General features: G+C 61.0%; 26 protein-coding genes. 17 read left to right on the plus strand and 9 right to left on the minus strand.

Annotated elements, in window-relative coordinates; genetic code table 11:
* Positions 1-63 precede the first annotated feature (63 nt).
* From E5P2_RS34475 to E5P2_RS38240, 3 genes are all read left to right on the plus strand, one after another.
* Complete coding sequence (locus E5P2_RS34475) at positions 64-339, plus strand: hypothetical protein (RefSeq protein ID WP_162571538.1); 276 nt, start codon at positions 64-66, stop codon at positions 337-339.
* A gap of 427 nt (positions 340-766) precedes the next feature.
* Positions 767-1,021, plus strand: a complete 255-nt coding sequence (locus E5P2_RS34480) for a hypothetical protein (RefSeq protein WP_232081000.1) — start codon at positions 767-769, stop codon at positions 1,019-1,021.
* 70 nt (positions 1,022-1,091) lie between these two features.
* Entirely contained in the window at positions 1,092-1,220 is a 129-nt protein-coding gene (locus E5P2_RS38240) for a hypothetical protein (protein WP_269475716.1), read from the plus strand.
* A gap of 279 nt (positions 1,221-1,499) precedes the next feature.
* Here E5P2_RS38240 and E5P2_RS34485 read toward each other — a convergent pair whose 3' ends face one another.
* Positions 1,500-1,763, minus strand: coding sequence for a hypothetical protein (locus E5P2_RS34485; RefSeq protein WP_162571540.1), 264 nt, complete (start codon positions 1,761-1,763; stop codon positions 1,500-1,502).
* A 119-nt stretch (positions 1,764-1,882) separates the two neighbouring features.
* Here E5P2_RS34485 and E5P2_RS34490 point away from each other — a divergent pair, with 119 nt between their 5' ends.
* Together E5P2_RS34490 and E5P2_RS34495 are read left to right on the plus strand one after the other, a co-directional pair.
* Positions 1,883-2,176, plus strand: coding sequence for a hypothetical protein (locus E5P2_RS34490; RefSeq protein WP_232081001.1), 294 nt, complete (start codon positions 1,883-1,885; stop codon positions 2,174-2,176).
* Positions 2,177-2,307: 131 nt separating this feature from the next.
* The gene (locus tag E5P2_RS34495) at positions 2,308-2,523 is read left to right on the plus strand and encodes a hypothetical protein (protein ID WP_162571153.1); all 216 of its coding nucleotides are present in this window, start codon (positions 2,308-2,310) and stop codon (positions 2,521-2,523) included.
* Between the two features lie 28 nt (positions 2,524-2,551).
* Here E5P2_RS34495 and E5P2_RS34500 read toward each other — a convergent pair whose 3' ends face one another.
* Positions 2,552-2,845, minus strand: coding sequence for an addiction module antidote protein (locus E5P2_RS34500; RefSeq protein WP_162571541.1), 294 nt, complete (start codon positions 2,843-2,845; stop codon positions 2,552-2,554).
* Positions 2,817-3,137, minus strand: a complete 321-nt coding sequence (locus E5P2_RS34505; RefSeq protein ID WP_162571542.1) for a type II toxin-antitoxin system RelE/ParE family toxin — start codon at positions 3,135-3,137, stop codon at positions 2,817-2,819. Before E5P2_RS34505 ends, E5P2_RS34500 begins: the two co-directional genes overlap by 29 nt.
* Before the next feature lie 291 nt (positions 3,138-3,428).
* On the opposite strand from E5P2_RS34505, the gene E5P2_RS38460 reads away from it, so the two are divergent.
* From E5P2_RS38460 to E5P2_RS34520, 3 genes are read left to right on the plus strand one after another with little or no spacing between them, the layout of a single operon-like run.
* A complete protein-coding gene (locus E5P2_RS38460) occupies positions 3,429-3,641 on the plus strand; it encodes an antitoxin VbhA family protein (protein ID WP_162571543.1) in 213 nt (70 codons plus the stop codon).
* Entirely contained in the window at positions 3,610-3,804 is a 195-nt protein-coding gene (locus E5P2_RS34515) for a hypothetical protein (protein WP_162571154.1), read from the plus strand. The genes E5P2_RS38460 and E5P2_RS34515 overlap by 32 nt, the downstream gene beginning before the upstream one ends.
* Entirely contained in the window at positions 3,801-4,841 is a 1,041-nt protein-coding gene (locus E5P2_RS34520; RefSeq protein WP_162571544.1) for a Fic/DOC family protein, read from the plus strand. The genes E5P2_RS34515 and E5P2_RS34520 overlap by 4 nt, the downstream gene beginning before the upstream one ends.
* A gap of 282 nt (positions 4,842-5,123) precedes the next feature.
* On the opposite strand, the gene E5P2_RS34525 is transcribed toward E5P2_RS34520, so the two are convergent.
* Complete coding sequence (locus tag E5P2_RS34525) at positions 5,124-5,315, minus strand: hypothetical protein (RefSeq protein WP_162571545.1); 192 nt, start codon at positions 5,313-5,315, stop codon at positions 5,124-5,126.
* 1,011 nt (positions 5,316-6,326) lie between these two features.
* Here E5P2_RS34525 and E5P2_RS34530 point away from each other — a divergent pair.
* The 8 genes from E5P2_RS34530 to E5P2_RS34565 all read left to right on the plus strand — a co-directional run bounded on the left by E5P2_RS34530 (position 6,327) and on the right by E5P2_RS34565 (position 12,872).
* Complete coding sequence (locus E5P2_RS34530; protein ID WP_232081002.1) at positions 6,327-6,608, plus strand: hypothetical protein; 282 nt, start codon at positions 6,327-6,329, stop codon at positions 6,606-6,608.
* Positions 6,609-7,171: 563 nt separating this feature from the next.
* On the plus strand, positions 7,172-7,672 hold the full coding sequence (locus E5P2_RS34535; protein ID WP_162571547.1) for a DUF4942 domain-containing protein: 501 nt from the start codon (positions 7,172-7,174) through the stop codon (positions 7,670-7,672).
* Between the two features lie 100 nt (positions 7,673-7,772).
* Positions 7,773-9,016, plus strand: a protein-coding gene (locus tag E5P2_RS34540; RefSeq protein ID WP_162571548.1) for an IS3 family transposase whose coding sequence is annotated in 2 segments (ribosomal slippage) — positions 7,773-8,070 and positions 8,070-9,016 — 1,245 coding nt in all. Because the reading frame shifts where the segments join, the coding sequence is not laid out codon by codon here.
* Positions 8,988-10,289, plus strand: coding sequence for a DUF4942 domain-containing protein (locus tag E5P2_RS34545; RefSeq protein ID WP_269475722.1), 1,302 nt, complete (start codon positions 8,988-8,990; stop codon positions 10,287-10,289). The genes E5P2_RS34540 and E5P2_RS34545 overlap by 29 nt, the downstream gene beginning before the upstream one ends.
* 116 nt (positions 10,290-10,405) lie before the next feature.
* The gene (gene kleE, locus E5P2_RS34550; protein ID WP_162571550.1) at positions 10,406-10,687 is read left to right on the plus strand and encodes a KleE stable inheritance protein; all 282 of its coding nucleotides are present in this window, start codon (positions 10,406-10,408) and stop codon (positions 10,685-10,687) included.
* A 139-nt stretch (positions 10,688-10,826) separates the two neighbouring features.
* Positions 10,827-11,135 carry a TrfB-related DNA-binding protein gene (locus E5P2_RS34555; RefSeq protein WP_162571551.1) on the plus strand — a complete coding sequence of 103 codons (309 nt, stop codon included), beginning with the start codon at positions 10,827-10,829 and terminating at the stop codon, positions 11,133-11,135.
* Positions 11,136-11,361: 226 nt separating this feature from the next.
* Positions 11,362-12,288, plus strand: coding sequence for a ParB/RepB/Spo0J family partition protein (locus tag E5P2_RS34560; protein ID WP_232081015.1), 927 nt, complete (start codon positions 11,362-11,364; stop codon positions 12,286-12,288).
* 206 nt (positions 12,289-12,494) lie between these two features.
* Complete coding sequence (locus tag E5P2_RS34565) at positions 12,495-12,872, plus strand: KfrB domain-containing protein (RefSeq protein ID WP_162571553.1); 378 nt, start codon at positions 12,495-12,497, stop codon at positions 12,870-12,872.
* 183 nt (positions 12,873-13,055) lie between these two features.
* Here E5P2_RS34565 and E5P2_RS34570 read toward each other — a convergent pair whose 3' ends face one another.
* From E5P2_RS34570 to E5P2_RS34590, 5 genes are all read right to left on the minus strand, one after another.
* Positions 13,056-13,352 carry a type II toxin-antitoxin system RelE/ParE family toxin gene (locus tag E5P2_RS34570; RefSeq protein ID WP_162571554.1) on the minus strand — a complete coding sequence of 99 codons (297 nt, stop codon included), beginning with the start codon at positions 13,350-13,352 and terminating at the stop codon, positions 13,056-13,058.
* Entirely contained in the window at positions 13,340-13,630 is a 291-nt protein-coding gene (locus tag E5P2_RS34575; RefSeq protein ID WP_162571555.1) for a CopG family ribbon-helix-helix protein, read from the minus strand. The genes E5P2_RS34570 and E5P2_RS34575 overlap by 13 nt, the downstream gene beginning before the upstream one ends.
* A 98-nt stretch (positions 13,631-13,728) precedes the next feature.
* Positions 13,729-14,175 carry a conjugal transfer protein TraM gene (locus E5P2_RS34580; RefSeq protein ID WP_162571556.1) on the minus strand — a complete coding sequence of 149 codons (447 nt, stop codon included), beginning with the start codon at positions 14,173-14,175 and terminating at the stop codon, positions 13,729-13,731.
* Positions 14,175-14,900: a nucleotide-binding protein gene (locus tag E5P2_RS34585; RefSeq protein WP_162571557.1), complete on the minus strand. Its 726-nt coding sequence runs from the start codon at positions 14,898-14,900 to the stop codon at positions 14,175-14,177. The genes E5P2_RS34580 and E5P2_RS34585 overlap by 1 nt, the downstream gene beginning before the upstream one ends.
* On the minus strand, positions 14,900-15,376 hold the full coding sequence (locus E5P2_RS34590; protein ID WP_162571558.1) for a TraK family protein: 477 nt from the start codon (positions 15,374-15,376) through the stop codon (positions 14,900-14,902). The genes E5P2_RS34585 and E5P2_RS34590 overlap by 1 nt, the downstream gene beginning before the upstream one ends.
* A gap of 277 nt (positions 15,377-15,653) precedes the next feature.
* On the opposite strand from E5P2_RS34590, the gene E5P2_RS34595 reads away from it, so the two are divergent.
* Positions 15,654-16,028, plus strand: a complete 375-nt coding sequence (locus tag E5P2_RS34595) for a plasmid mobilization protein (protein WP_162571559.1) — start codon at positions 15,654-15,656, stop codon at positions 16,026-16,028.
* The last annotated feature ends 31 nt before the right edge of the window (positions 16,029-16,059 follow it).

Raw genomic sequence — 16,059 nt, forward strand, 5'->3', positions numbered from 1 at the left:
GTGAGTTGATCGTGCGAGGCGCCCCTTAAGCGAAACTTAGGCCTCTGAAATTCGGAGCCCGCCATGGCCGCAACACCGGAAGAAGTCGCAGCGCTTCGTCGAACCTTTGAGCAGGATCACCGCAAGCCCGCGCGGGCCCTAGCCGAGCTGCTGCTGATGGGCAACGTCCTGCTTGAGTCACACGAGGCTCTTGAAGGCCGGCTCGGCGAGCGGTTCGAGGCCTTCGTGCTTGAGAGCCTTGATGATGAGGGCGTCAGCCATGCCGAGTTTGCGCGCGCAGTGCAGGCGCTACAGGATCTCCGCGCTACGCTGGCGAATTTGGACGAACTGCCCGACTAGCTACGGCAGGCGTTCGTCAAAATCTTTCATCGCTTTTCTGACGGTGGTGATGAGGGCTGTGATTCTGCAACTCTCGCGGACTCACGCAACCCCATCGGCCGAAGCCACTCGGCGGCAGCAGCAGCCGGCGTCAACACCTGTAGCCGCTCATCCCGCCAGATTTCGGCCGCCACGCGCTCGAGTTCCGCGGGGTCCACGCTGCGCCATCGGTGCTGCAAGCGATGTGCACAGATTGCAATCCAGTCGTCTCGGTCCATGGCTTCCAGCATAGCAAAATACTGTATGCTTAACCAGTATTTTGCGCAGCCCGTCGGGGATCAGGCAACAGGGTCAGAAAAGAGCCCGGGATGAGGTGCGGGCCGATCGGAGCATGGGAGAGCTGCTGTACAACGTGTGCCGCTGGGGGCCTCGCGCCCGCTACCGAGTCATGAAGGCAATGCTGCTGGCCGGCGATGGCGAGACCTATGTGATCCCCGTTCTCGATCACGCAAGAGTAGTGGTGCGGCTCCACGGGCCTGGCATCTTGATTACTGGCACGGGGCTGATCCCACACGGGCGCAGCCCGATCAAAAACATCAAGGTCGAGCGTTATCCGCAGACGTGGTGGTGCATCCCAACAACGTGGCCCGTCAAGCGCGGCGCCCCCGATCCCGCTGTCGCACGCGCGGATGCTCGCCGGTGAGGCGAAATTGTGGGGCCTCGATGGTCAACCACTATGCCCGGCGCGGTACGTTCAATCCCCGGACAGATCAATGAATCTCCCCACTCTGCTTCGCATGCCCTCGTGGCTCGGCCTGGGCATCCATGAAGAGCACGACTTGCCATTTGCCCCTCGCGACTACGAAGTGCCCCCGGTGACGAGTCATGAGCCGCCTTTGTGACGTTGTCAGTTGTACGGAAGCGATCGGCTCAGGCCGCTTCCTTTACCTCACCCACAGGCGCATAGTGTCGTGGGCTACGCAGCGCGCGATCAATTCGCGGTACCGCGCGGGACGCCCGGACTTCTCCTTTCTCAGCGATGTGGCCTATCTGCAAGCATGCGTCGATGCAATCGACGGGATCGCGAGGATTGAAGGGCACGCCGGGTCGTATGGTGCCGAGGGTTCGTATCACCGGCTGCTGCGCGTCGCGCAGCGGAAAGCGGGCGGTCAATGATCGGCTCACAGCTCGGTGAAGTCAGTATCTCCTGTGTGCTCACGAGCATCCCATTGGACGATGAATGCCAAGCTCCGGAGGCGCAGCGATTCGATTGCTTCGTCGTCGTTGGAAAACTTGGATGCCAGCGCAATGCGGCACCTGTGTTCGCTCTTCAAATGCAGATCTGCACAGCCCGCGCAAAATCCGTCTTCTCCGCGCTTCGTCAGGCGGATAAGAACCTGCCAACCTTCGTAGTCGAAGCGATCGACCTCGCCGTCCGTTTCCATCGACCATCCTCCGCACTATTATCGATCCGCCGCAATGCGGTTTCTCCGATCCCATCGACGCCAGCTTACGACCTTCGTCAGGGCGCCGCGCTAAGACATCTGCGCAAAAAGGGGCAACCATGGTGCCCTGGTACCGCGCCAAAAGCATGCCGGCCCTGATCCACATGAAGGGTAGCAAATTGCCGCCCAGCGGCGAGCAGTTGCTGCTCGATGGCAAGACAGCAGTTTGCCTCGCTGCCAGCGCCTACCTGCGCGATGGCCCCGTCCAAGATCGTCCCACTTGCGACCGGCCTCTGTGCGAAGCACATGCGACCCAGGTCGGTCCCAACGCGCACCTATGCCCCAGGTGTCGTACCGAAGCACTCGACGAGATCGGGCAGCGCAACCTTTTCACCCACCTCGTTCAATCATGAGCACCTATTCCATGCCTGTCGTCACCACCGCATCTGGCCGCATTCCGCTGGCGCTCAGTTGAGAGCGGCTAACACAACTGCCTCAGGGATCGGGCGCAGATGACGCAGCAAGCCAAGGAGAGCAAGGCAACATGAGTGTGGATGCTTCGCTCGAAGCGCACGCGCAGCTTGCTGTGATACGAACGGCCATGGCGACATCGACGGCGACGATCACGATGACGCTGTGGCCAACCGATCGACTCAAGACGGTCCAGGGCGTGGTGAGCCGCATGGAACGCGTCAGTCATTCCAGACAGTGGTCAGCTATCGTTTCCTCGTCCGAATCCGCGGCGTCACAATTTTTTTGATTTTCGCGTGATCGGCTCCGAGGAATATTTAGCTGTGTGCGACTTCCACCGTCAGCTTGAACCCCAAGGCCCGCATAACCTTGAACAGCGTTTCGCTGCTGGGTGCTCGATCGCCCGAGAGGCCCTTGTAGAGGCTCTCGCGCGAAAGGCCGGTGTCTTGTGCGAGTTGGGCCATCCCACGGGCTCGCGCGATCGCCCCGAGCGCGCCGGCGAGTTCGGCGGGATCGTTGTCTTCGATCACCTGCCGAAGGTATTCAGCCATGTCCTCATCGTTGGTGAGGTAGTTGGCGATATCAAACTGACGGGTCTTGATCTTGCTCATTTCGCAACTCCTGAGCCATTCTTTTGGCTCGCTCAATGTCGCTCTCCTGGGCGGACTTGTCGCCGCCGCCCAGCATAAAGATGATGGTCCCTGACCGTTCAAAGTAATACATACGCCAGCCGGGTCCAAAGAACTCGCGCATTTCGAAGACACCGCCGCCGACAGGCTTGACGTCCCCCAGATTCCCGCGGCGCGCCTTGTCGAGCCTGCGCGCCAGCCGAATTCGGGTCGGGCGGTCCTTCACCCCTGACAGCCATGCCTCGAACTCCTCTGATTCGACGACCGTGTACATGCTTCGATTGTAGCCTAGTGGCTACAAAAAGCAAGTGTCACGCATGGCTTGGCGGAGCGCCAAGGGCGTCATCCATGATTTGCGCAGCGCGTGAACTTGTGGGCAGGCCATGGCCGCTGCGTTCCGAGGAGAAGCTGAATTTGTCCGTTGAGCCGCTTGAGGTAGCCGCATCTCCCTCAACACTGGGCCTTCGCCGGCTCCGCGCGATATATTTAGCTGCCCAAAAAGGTCTTCCGGTAACGCGTTGATCGGGCAAACTCATCCAGTCCAGGTAGCCTCTACCCGCCATCTATGACAACTGAAAGCACCGTATCGCCGCACAGGAAGTGGGCGCACGAGCAAGCACTTGCGAGCGCCAGGATCGAAGGCCACGAACCTTCGCCCGACTTCCTAAAAGACTGCGATGAGTTGATGGCCGAGCAAATCGACCTCGAAGAGTTTCAGCGACGCGTTGCTCGCCGCGCTGCAGCTCTTGAGCAAGCTGCAAATCCTCGCAATGGCTAAGGTGTGGGCTCGATCTCCCTTCCTTGGCCTGCTCGCCCGCGCACAAGGCCTGTGGTTGCGGATCGACTTCGGGCTTGATCGCAAACGGTCCCGCTCGTATGTCTGCATGTCGTCCATGAAGTTGGCGCAGCTGGAGAAGTGGCGCGCGGAACACGCTGCATGAATGCCGCTGATGAGCAGCAACAGAAGGTCGACCCGAAGCGCGAGACGCTCAATCGGTGGAAGTCGTATCACTACGCTGGCACTGATGTCCTCATCAACAAGCCAGGCCTGCGCGACGCCGGCGGGCTGCGCGCGTTCGAATATGAAAGCGCGTACCTGCGCACGCTGCGGCTCCGGCAGCAGCCGATCCGCGGCAACTTCGATCTGGCCCACCTTCAGGCCTTGCATGAATTCCTGTTTCAGGACACGTATGAGTGGGCCGGCCAGCTTCGCGATGTGGGCATCGCGAAGGCGCACTCAAACTTCACTGAGCCAGCGCACATAAAGTGCGAAGCCGACCGGATCCACAAAGGGCTCGCGGCGGCGAATTTCTACGAAGGATCGGACAAGCGAAAGTTCGTCGGCCAACTCGCCAAGCACTACGCCGAACTCAACCGCCTGCATCCCTTTCGCGAGGGAAACGGTCGCGCGACGCGCGAGTACCTCAGTCAACTCGCTGAGCGCAATGGGTTCGCGCTCGACCAGAGGCGCATAGACGTAGACAAGGCTGCGTGGAACGCTGCCTCGGCCAAGGCGGTGGCCGGCGATGCCAGCGGCATCGAGAAGATCTTTTCCGAGGCCATCCGGCCTTGCATGGCTGTCGCGTTCGAAATCTTCCCGCGTGATCGCGCGCTCGCCAAGCATCCTGACCTGTTGCCGGCTTACACCCAGCTCGACGGCAAGGCAGCAGGCATCGCGCAGCGCTACGCCGGCAACGAGAAGGCGCAAGCACACTTCCTGGCGCATGCAAAGGCCGAGATCATTCGCACGCTTGATAGCGGCGCAACGATCGCCGCGATTCCGACCTCTGCACCGTCGATCGCGCCGGCGCCAACTGTGCCCGCACCGCGAGATAGCTTCCGGCAGCAGGCCGAAGCCTTTGCCTTGAAGCGGTACAAAACGCCCGAAGAGCGTGAATCGTTCCTCGCGCAGCTCGAAAGCCGCTACAAGGTTCGCATGCAAGAGGCGCCTCGCCGAGGGCAGCGGCTCAAGATCTGAACGCTTGCCACTGGTGAGACGCATGAGGGTGCGTCCTGCCGGTCGCGCCCCTTTTTCATACCCCGCCCTCCCACGCCTTCGGCCGCGGCGAGTCGTGCTTGCGCACCAGCGCGTGCAACATGTTCGCGCGTGCTTCGTCGACGCCGAGCCTGCGCAGCTCCTCGAGTCCATCTGTCGCCCAGCTGTGTAACGCCTCGACCTCTCCTATCAGGCTTTCGATTCGTCCTGGGCGTCTCCTCATGCGCTGCAGGCACGCAACACCATCAGTCAGATGCGGCCTGTCTATTCCAAGTCATAGAGGATGCTGGCGCGGCTGCTCAAGGAGTGGACCTTGACGTTGTCGTGGATCGGCATTGTCATGTCGACGCTGACGCGCCACATCGGCGTGCTCATGCTCGGAAACTCTTCATCAAGATCTATTTTCATGGCGTTCAGACGCGGGCGATCGATGCCCTGAGCGCGGCCGACGCGCACGCCGCCTTGCTGCGGTCCCGTTGTGGTCTGTGCCCTCCTGGATCTTCCTGTCCCAAAGGGTGCAACCGAAGATCCACATCGAGGTCGTAGTTTGCGTCCGGGTCTCCTGGTAGACATTGGGGTCGACCTTACCGTGGAAGATGCCCTTTGCAAGCTGGTCGAGCCAGATGGGCGTGTCGTTTTCAGTACTGCTGAGCCGGCCGTCTCTCGGTTGTCGTTCTCGAGGGACTCTCGGATCTGTTTCGAGGTGATGAAGTCGAAGCTGGGCATGCAGCGGCCGTTGATGGTTCGGTACCGCGTTCTACCTTGCCCAATTTGGCGTGCGAAGACTCAGGACTCGTGGCTTTCCTCTTCGAGAAATCGGGATGCCCGTTCTTGGCGCGCGCATTCGCGCTTGGTCCTTTCGTGACTGCCGGCTGCGCCGTCCCCTTCCAGGCCACCCTAGCCCTGCGCGGCGCGTTCCGCACCTTGCCCAACAGCCATCGCTAGATGCGCCTGCGGCACATGGAGGCCCTCGCCGCGCGGCAGTTTGCGTCGCCATCGGCCGGCTGGTTCGTGCTCCCGTTCGCCTGTGTTCTCTCGCTCTTTCCGAGGACTTTGCTTCGTGCTGTCAGGGCTGGTGAGATTCCAGTTCGTGCCCGCAGCTCTTGCGAGTCGGTCCAAGGCCAACCCGCACCCCATGTCGGTCAAGACATCGATGCGGCCGCCTGATCCTGATCCGTCGTCTCTGCCATGCATGTTTACTCCCACGAACAGCTTCTTCGCGCTCTTCTGTAGCCGCGCGGCTTATCCCAACCTCCAACAGCTAGACGCACCTGGCGGTGCGTAGGGGCGCTTCCCGCACGGCGGTTTGCATCGCCATCGGCCGCTTGGTCCGGTATTCCCGGCTGTGTTCTCTCGCGATTTCCGGTGACGTTGCTACGCGCCGTCAGGGCCTGCTCGCGCAACTACGCGTTGTCGCGCCCTGTGATGGTGAGCAATGCATCCCATAAACATGTGAACAAGGGTGGAATGCCGCTCTTGTTCCTCGCAGTGATTGTTGTCGGCACCCGGAATAATCGCTGCATCATGAACGTTGACTTATCGGCGCATGACAAGTTGTCGCTCGCCGAGCTGCACTTCCATGCGCAATCCAAACTCCAACCCGGACCCGACGAACTCGCTCAGCTCGCTCAAATGATGGCGGCTGAGCGGTTCTGCGCGATCAATGCAGGCGTCACCGACGCAGAAGCCGCTTCGATTCGACTGGCTGCGAAAATCATCGTCGCTGCACAGCGCAGGCCGCCGAAGTAGGGCCGATTCGGCACAGGGGCGCGGACGCGCCGTCAGAGATAAATGCGAGCCCCTGTTGAGACATGCACGCTTCAGCTCCCGGGTCAGACGTGGACTTTCCGCAGCGCGTCTCGCAACCCTTGTTCGCTTTACCCCGACCGGTGGTGAGCGGCTCCGAGGGTTGGACTCAGCAGATCGATCCCGGCTCCCTTGCACTTGATCCAAGGGCGATTTGGATGGTCTCGGCCGTTCCATACATCGAGCGCCTCGATCGCATCCTCGGCGAACTCGTGACAGTAGCGTCTGTCGTATCCGAGCCGGAAGACGCTAAGACCGTCTTTCATGAGGTCTCGATGCCTTTTGGGGGGAGCCGCCCTATGGACCGCCTTTTCTTCGACGCATAGCGCGAACCTGCCGACTCCCTGCAGCAAGGCCTGCGGCCGCGTCCTCACCCGTTCGGTGCTCGCCTTCGGCTGCGCTCCGCATGCGGCTTGCGGGCGCGCTGCGACTCGCAGGCAGAACCCCGCTTCACATGCGTCCAGGCGGACCAAGAGGTCGCCTCTCAACCCTCTCAAAGGATCAGCATGCACGCATCAATCGACAGCACTCCCAGCGCCGAAGGCGCAGCGGGGATTCCCCGCACCCCTGACGAACGCCATGAGGAAGGCCTGGAGGTACAGGCAGCCGAATTCGAATTGCTTGGTGATGACGAAGCAGAGCCTTTCTTTGCTCCGGTCTCCTCTGACGCGATCGATTCGCTTCTCGGCCAATACAACCAGGCGCGCAGGCAGATCGAGGAATTGGCCGGCGTCGTCGCGGGCGACCTCGGCAACGCGGTTCACTACTTCATCGAAGGCAATGCCGGTGACGATCGTTTCCATCGCTCGATCTACCTCGACAAGCTCTTCAAGCTCGAAGGTGCCGTGGCAGCCCTGAACGCGGCCTATTGGTCCAAGACGCTCGCCCTGACCGATGTCGTCGACTGCATGCCGCAAAAGCGCCGCGACGAGTGGAATCAATCGATCAGGGAGATGAGCACGCCAGATTTCAATGAGGAGTCTGTGCGGCCGACGATTGCGACCTGAGCTGGCCCCTTGAATGACAGGACACGGTCCATCGCTTATCTTTGAAGATAGGAGTAGGACTGTGAGTACGAATAGGAATACGGATACCGTCGAAGTGATCATGAGGGACCAGCGCCGCAGGCGCTGGTCCCTCGCTGAGAAGTCTGCCCTCGTCAAGCGCACCTACGAGCCGGGCATGAGCGTGTCGCTGGTGGCCCGCCAGGAAGGTGTTGCCGCCAGCCTGCTGTTCCAGTGGCGCAAGCTCGAGCGGCAAGGCGCCCTGATGGCTGTGTCCGCTGGCGAGGCGGTGGTGCCGGCCTCTGAACTGGCCGCGGCACGCGCCGAGATCGCCAAGCTGCAACGTGTGCTGGGCAAGAAGACGCTGGAGAACGAAATCCTCAAAGAGGCCGTGGAGTACGCCGCCGAAAAAAAGTGGATTGCGCGCTCGCCCTTGTTGCCCGGGGATGGCCAATGATGGTCGTCTGCCAGGCATTGGGGTTGGCGCGCTCGAACGTCCATCTGCTGCGCAACCGATCGGCCTCGTGGACCGATGGCCGCACCCACCGCACGCCGCGCGGTGACGAGCAACTACTGTCAGACATCCGCGAGCAGATCACCGACTTGCCGAGCTACGGCTATCGGCGAGCGTGCGCGCTGGTCAATCGCCAGCGCGCGAGCGCCGGCACGGCGCGTGTGAATCCAAAGCGCGTGTATCGGGTCATGGCCGCCAATGCCTTGCTGTTGCCGAAGGCGCCGCGACGCCCGGAATCCAGCCGCAAGCACACCGGCACCGTCTCTGTATCTGCCAGCGACACGCGCTGGTGCTCGGACGGCTTCGAGATCAAGTGTGACTCGGGACAAACCGTCACCGCGACGTTCGCCAAGGATTGCTGTGATCGCGAGATCATGGCCTTCCGGGCATGGGAGGGCAAAGGGCTGCCGGGCGAGCCGGTGCGCGAGATACTCATCGAGGCGGTGGAGAAGCGCTTCGGCGCGGTGGAGGCCCTTCCTGCGGGCTACCTGCTGCAATTCCTGACGGACAACGGCAGCGCCTACATCGCCCACGAGACTCGACGCATCGCGAGGTCGCTGGGTTTGACGCCGGTCAATACGCCGGTGTGCAGTCCGCAGAGCAATGGCATGGCCGAAAGCTTCGTCAACACCTTCAAGCGCGACTACGTTGGACGCATGGACCTCAGCGACGCCCCAACCGTCCTGGCGCAATTGCCAGCCGCGTTCGAGCACTTCAACGAGATCCATCCGCACTCGAGCTTGAAGATGAAATCGCCGCGCGAGTTCAGGCGGCAACGGGTTGAGCAGACACGCCGCGCTCAACTTGAACAACCGGCGCTACATTGCGTATAGGCCGTGTCCTGAGATACGGGGGCAAGATCAGAACATGCTGGCCATGCGGCAGCAGTTCTTTGCAGAGCGTATCGATGGGATCTTTCGCACGCTCTCGCACGAGCACGTGACCAACGTTCCGGAGGGGTTCAACAAACGAATGATCCTGGCGTACGTGGTGAGCGAATGGGGAAGCCCGGACAGCAGTCGCTGCGGGTACATCAACGACCTGCGCGCAGTCATCGCAAAGTTCATGGGGCGCGACGAGCCGAAGTGGAATGCGACTTCCTCGGTGATCGCTGCATGCCGACGCCGCAGCGGCGAATGGATGACAGTGGACGGCGGCGCGCTTCGCATCCGCGTCTACAAGAAGGGTACCGCGCACCTTGAGGTCCACCCGGACATGGCGTATCGCCTGAATCAAATCCTCGCCCACCTGCACCCGTTTGCAATCCCTGCCGAGTTCCGCACCAAGCCGAAGCAGAAGGCTCGCGAATTCAAGATGATGAATCGCCCTCTTCCCTTTGCTGTCGTCTCGTTGCTTGCTTCCATGCGCGTTGCGCGCGAGCGGGTCGGCAGCGACTACATTGAGCGCTATGCCGAGATCCGCAACGCCCGATGCTTCGAGTACGGCGATAGGGACAAAGCCGTGACCCGCGAAGCAGAGCGAGTCCTGGAAGCCATCGGTGGCGTGCGTGCGGGCAAAGGCTGGGGATACTTTCAATTCGACTATGACCCGGACCAGGTCATCGACGAGATTGTTTCGTCGGGCTGCGTTCCACATATTCAGTCCCACCAGTTCTATCCGACCCCTGCGCGGCTGGCTGCCATCGCGGTCGAGCTGGCCGGCATCGGTGACGCGGACACCGTTCTCGAGCCAGAGGCTGGACAAGGCGGTTTGGCCGAGTTCCTGCCGAAGGGGCGGACAACGTGCGTGGAGATCTCGCCCCTGCACTGCGCTGTACTCGCAGCACGTGGCTTCAGGCATGTGGAGGCGGACTTCCTTCAGTGGGCAGAGACGGCGCCGAAGTTCTCGCGGGTGGTGATGAATCCCCCGTTCTCGCAAGACCGGGCAGCGCTTCACCTTGCAGCGGCTGCCGAGCTTGTGCAACCAGGCGGGCGACTTGTGGCAATCCTGCCTGCATCGATGCGCGGCAAGGACGTCCTCCCAGGTTGGGAAACGCAATGGTCCAGCGTGTACGCCGGCGAGTTCGCAGGCACGAGCGCGGCCGTGGTCTTTCTCACTGCGGATCGTCCGCTCGAACCCAACGGGAAGACAGACGCCGGCTACTAACCGCGCTGAGGAAACGCCCCGCATTTCTGCGGAGCGTTCACCCGCGCGGCCATAACGGAGCCAAGCAAGGCGCGCGGCCTCATGACGAAGAAGCACCAGAATCAAGGTCAAGAATCATGACGAAGATCATCATCAAGTCTCCGGGGGTCGCCCACGCGGTGGCGCCTGCACCAAGCAACCCGTCGCGCCGGCTCGCCTCGCTGCTGCGTGTGTCGTGGATCCTTGTCGCTCTCGTGTCGCCGCCAATCCGGTGGTTCCTGGGGTTCGACGTGGTGTTCCAGTTCGGGCGCTTTCTCTTCCATCAGAACCTGGCGAATGGCCTCACGTGCCTGGCGCACTTCTCGGTGTATGCCGCGCTCGCCTACTACACCGTGTTCTTCAAGCCGAGGGACCTATGAATTCCAGTTCGGCTATATCCGCTATTTTTTAGCGGCTAAAATTCTGCGCCGATGGATGTTTAGCTAAACAAGCTGTATGTGGGAGATTGGCGGACCTGCATCATCAACCGAGCCGCGGCGCAAGTTCTATGGACGAGTCATGAAGAAGCGATTGACGGAATCTCAGTTCGAGGCCGCTCTCGGACGGCTAAAGCTGAAGGATGGGCACACCCGGCAGATCGCGCGCAACGTGCTCGTAGCGGGGATGGAGCAGGCGCTGGTCGCTAAGAACCTGGATCTGACGCGCGGAGCCGTTTCCCAGGCCGTAAAGCGGGTTTGGGCGGCACACAAAGAGGCGACGCTGCCAGCGGGGTTCGAGCAAGTCTCAGTCGTCCTGCCTGGGTACATGGCATTCATCGTGAGAAAGTGGGCGAAGGACACGGCGAAGCTCATGGAAACCGCCCAATGAAAACTCATGTCGTTTCACACGAAAAGGGCGGTGTCGACAAGACGGCCGCTCGCAAGGCCGGCAAGGAAGTCCGCGCCCTCGTCGCCGATGTATCCAAAAAAATGGGGATTGCTTGATGACCGACGCAACAACGAAGGCACAACCGACCGTGACCTTCAAGACTTCCAAGTTGGCCTCCATCAAAGCATTGGCGCCGACGCAATCGCCTGGGCCCGGCCTGCCCGGGATGGGTGATCGGGGTGACGCCCTTGACGCTCCTACGGCCGCTGCGAACGCAGGTGGACCCATTGAGCTTTCGCTGGATCTGATCGACCAGGATCCCAACCAGCCGCGCAAGACCTTTGATCCGACCACGTTGGCCGAGCTGGCAGCAACGATCACGGCGCGCGGCGTCAAGACGCCGATCTCGGTGCGCCTGAATCCCGAAGCCGAAGGCCGCTATCTCATCAACCACGGCGCGCGTCGATACCGTGCATCCATCCTGGCGGGCAAGTCGACGATCCCCGGATTCATCGACAAGGAATACACGAAGGCCGACCAGGTCATCGAGAACCTGCAACGCGACGCCCTCACACCGCGCGAGATCGCCGACTTCATCGGCGCTGAGCTGTCGAAGGGCATCAAGAAGGGCGACATCGCCTTGAGCATCGGCGTGTCGAAGTCCTTCGTCTCGCAGCACGTCACTCTTTTGGATTTGCCAGACCCGATTGCGACCGCTTTCAATACCGGCCGCGTCAATGACGTCACCGTCGTCAACGAGCTGGTCAAGGCCTACCAAAAGGATGCGAGAGAAGTCTCGGAGTGGCTCGGCAACGACACTCAAGAAATCACCCGGGGGACGACCAGAATGCTGCGGGAGTACTTGGACGACAAGACCGGTGACGGGGTCGACGGGGTCGACGGTGACGGTGGTGGCGGCAGCTCGGACAAGGATCAATCCGGCAAGTATGGGAAGAGTGCACCCAAGGAAAAAGATCCCGAAACGATCAAGAAGGCGGTCGTGCAGGTTCGGCACGATGGCCGAGCTGGCCGGCTGATCCTTACACGCCGAGCGCCTGCAGAAGGCCTTGCGTGGGTGAAGTACGACGACGACGGGCACGAGTTCGCAGCACGCTTGGCTGAAGTGCAGCTCGTCGCACTGCTTGAAGGCTGACCGATTTACGCCTTCATTTTCCTGACTCCCGCCTAACCAGATGGGGGTTTCTTGAACCGAACCGGCGCCGGCGTGGATTTCTGCGCATGGAGTACGTATGTTCTAACCTCGCGTTACAAATTGGCAACCTCTCACACCTGAACGCAAATTTCAGTCGACATAATCGGCGGCCCCGCAAGCTCCAATCGAAGGCTCGATTCGCTTCTATGTCCTCTGATACCGCCGACCCTCGCGTCTCTCGTTTAGTCGTCATGAACGGACAACGCATCCTTCAGGCCTTGAAGGGAACGACCTGGGCCGTCGAAAAAGTATCCAGAGCTCAGAACGTCAAGCCAGGTTTTTACAACCTGCATGAAGCCAAGGCGGCGTCGAAGGCCGAAGCCCATGAGGGCACCATCATTCATTCGGACGAGGCCAAGGTTTACCAGAGCGTCGGCCGCGCCGTCGTCTTTCACGCGCGCGCAGATTTCAGCAAACTTCCTGAAATCGGTGCCAACTTGGTCATCAGTTACGACGACCAGTCCCGCGCTGTCGTCACTCCTGCCCTTCGTGGCTTGAAGCAATCGCGGTCCGCGAAGATTTAGCCGCTAAAAAGCGGCACGCTCATGGACCGCCTTCCCTCCCGCGTCCAAGCTGCCACCGTGGCAATCCCCTCTCCGCTTCGCGGATCTCGAACCTGGACGCGAGGCCCTTTCTTCTGAGCCTGCATCGCCTCAGGGGATCAGCGGGGCTTTGAGACAGGACCCTCCTGAGGCCGGCCTTCTTTGTCATTCCTCATACCCGACTTCCCGCTGGTGCCGCACCGCCAAGACGACCGCCGTTTCGCCATCCAAACGGTACTTCGCCACATAGCCACCGGCACCGAAGTCGATAAGCCATTCCCTGTATTCAGGCTCCATGTCGGCAATGGGTCGCCCGATGCCTGGCTGTTGCGCCACAACCATCATGCCGTCGCGGATGGTTCGGACTGCGCGTCGGGCAGCATCCGGGTTCTTCCCGCAGAGGAAGCGGTAAAGACGCTGCACGTCGCTAAGCGCGTGCGGCGACCAGATCAACCGTGGCATTCAGGCGGCTCAACGTCCTGCCCGGTCTCGAGCTTGGCCATCCAGGCATCTGCCTCCGCCGCTGTGACGTGCAAGCCGGTCAGTCGGTATTCGTCCCATGCCCTGATCGCGTCCTGGCGAAATGCTTCTCGCTTTTCCTCACGTTCGACAAACTGGAGAATGGCCTCGTGCATCACCCAATGAGGCGTACGGTGGCGTGCCTTTGCCAAACGCTGCACTCGCAGTTTGACCGAGGGTTCGATCTTGACCGTGACGGGACGAAGAGCTGAAGTATTCATAGGTAATACCTCATCTTACGTCATTCGCCGCGCCAGTGTCCAAGTCGTTCCATCATTAATCATCGAGCCTGTCGGTTTGCCGTCGCACTGACGCGCGGTCAGTGCCTGAGCACGGACCACAACACGATCACAGCGGATGCGATGGTGAGGCCTCCGGCCACGAGGTTCATGGTTGCCACGTGGCGCGCGTTTTCGATCGCTCCAGCAAACTTCTGAGACATGGTTTGAATCTCAGCGCGCACGGCCCCTGCCGCTGCCGTTGCGCTTTCGTTCATGGCTAAGGCCATCGCTTCCTTGCTGGAGGAAAGAGCCGCCGTCAGGATGCGTTCCGCCTTTTCCTTGGCGTCGCGGCCCCATTGCTGAGCAATGGATTCCAGCTCTTCCTTGTGCTGGGCAAGCAGGCTTTGCTGAGCTGCGTCAGCCTTTTCCTGCAGGAGTTGGTTGATCGTCAAGAGGACAAGGATCGGATCGTCGCGGCCAACGGCCACGCCGTTCTTCGACGCAATCTGTCGGATCGCATCGTCGATGTCATCTTTCTCGCCCATCAGAGCACGGCAGCCATGTCGAGCTGGAGAAAGAGCTGCGAGCGGATGGTCTTCAGGCGCTGTCGCGTCATGATCGTCAGGGCGGGATCCCCTTCCGCTTCCGCGAAGGTCAAGCGGTCCTGAAGCATGTCCGAGAGATCCCGGCCAAAGGTTTCGCCCTTGAAAGTCGGAAGCGTAATGACAGCGGACACGCGCTCCTTGTTTTCCTTGTACGCCCGCATGCTTTCGAAATCTTTGCCATCGTGCTCGATCGGACCCCAATACGGGTTCAACCAAACCACGAAATTCGCCTCGCCGGGGAATTGCTTCACCAAGTGGGTGAAGCCGCTGAGCGTGTCGGATTGCGCCTGACTGCCCGTCACGACGGTATGCACCACCAGCTCATGCCCCATGCTTTGGAGCAGCTCGGGCACGTGGTTCGTGACCAGGTAGTGGGAGAGCTGGACGAACGAGCTGGCGCCGTTGTCGATGACAACGTCATGCTTGGCGGGCGCGATCAGCTCGACCAGCGCATCGAAGTTGCGCGTGTTGATTTCGTCACCCTCCATCAGCTGCAGGCGCTTGACCCGCAAAGCCTTGTAACTTGCGAATGTCGCGTTGACGGGGTCGGTGTCGATGCAAATCGGCGCCTGGTTCTTGCCCAGCTTGTACTGCGCGAGGATGGTGGCTATGAAGGACTTTCCGACGCCCCCCTTGCCCTGCAGGATCATGTGGATCTTGGCCATCAGTAGAGTTCCTCCTCGTTGGGGATCGGATTGAAAGTGAAGCCGGCCATGCCGGCTTTTGTCTTGGCAACGGTCAGTTCGACCGCTGTCGGTTTCCTCGAGCCCGCCTGGCCAGACGACTTCGTCGGAACTGGCGGTTCGGGTTTGGCGTTGCATGCCGGCAGTAGCGCCCGCGATCGCCCGGGGGCGGCCCGCGCGCGGATCGCGCTGATATGCCTCACGAAAGTCGGGTACGCGAAGTCGACGATGCCCTCCTCCTTGAGCGTCTCCCAGAGCGCTCGCAGGCTGAAGCCGCCCTCAGCCGTCTCTTCGATCTCCTGCCAGTGAACGAGTACGACAGCGCGATTGGCCGCGCGTGCAACCACCGGCTCTCCCCTCTCCTGCAAGCGTTTCGCGACACGATCGACCAGACGCCCCTTTTGAGCCGTGGCTGAGCCGGGACTGAGATTTGACTGAGATTTCTTGGTACGCGGCATGGAGGACATTGCGCCCGACCCAGAGGGCGGAAGAGGCTTTTTTGTGGCCAATAGCATATCTTATATCGGATGAAATGAACATGGCTTATCTGCTTCTCACATAGACTATGGCGTATGACTCACTTGTTTTCCGGGCAAGATAGGCGAAGTACCCCTACCGCAAGCGGCAGAGCTACTTCGCCTTGCCCTTTATTCGCACTACGTGCTCAACAGGGCTCTTGCTCTGCGAGGCAGACGGCTGCCGCCTCCTTCATCGCGGCTGTGCCGCGGCATCGCCATGAATGAAGACGCGGGGACGGCGCCCCGCGCGACGAGAAAAGGCAGCACCGCCCTGAACGTCTACTGCCTGCCCGAGGAACACCAAGCGATCCATGTCCGGGCGGCGCAGTCTGGGCTCAGCACGTCTGCCTACCTTCGGCAGCTCGGCCTTGGCTACCAGCCGAAAAGCGTCTACGACCTTGACCAGGTCGAGGTGCTCGCCAGGGTCAATGCGGACCAGGCGCGGCTCGGAAACCTTTTGAAGATGTGGCTCGCCGATGACGCTCGGCTGAAGCGTTTCGATGAAGCGCAGATGCGCGCCACGATCGTTCTTGCCATGGAGCGGATTCAGGCCTGCCAAGCGGCGCTGCTGGACGCGGCGAAGAAGGCGTGACGTTTTTAGCCGCTAAATTTTTGCCTGGCCG

It is taken from the genome of Variovorax sp. SRS16, assembly GCF_901827165.1.
Taxonomy (GTDB): domain Bacteria; phylum Pseudomonadota; class Gammaproteobacteria; order Burkholderiales; family Burkholderiaceae_C; genus Variovorax.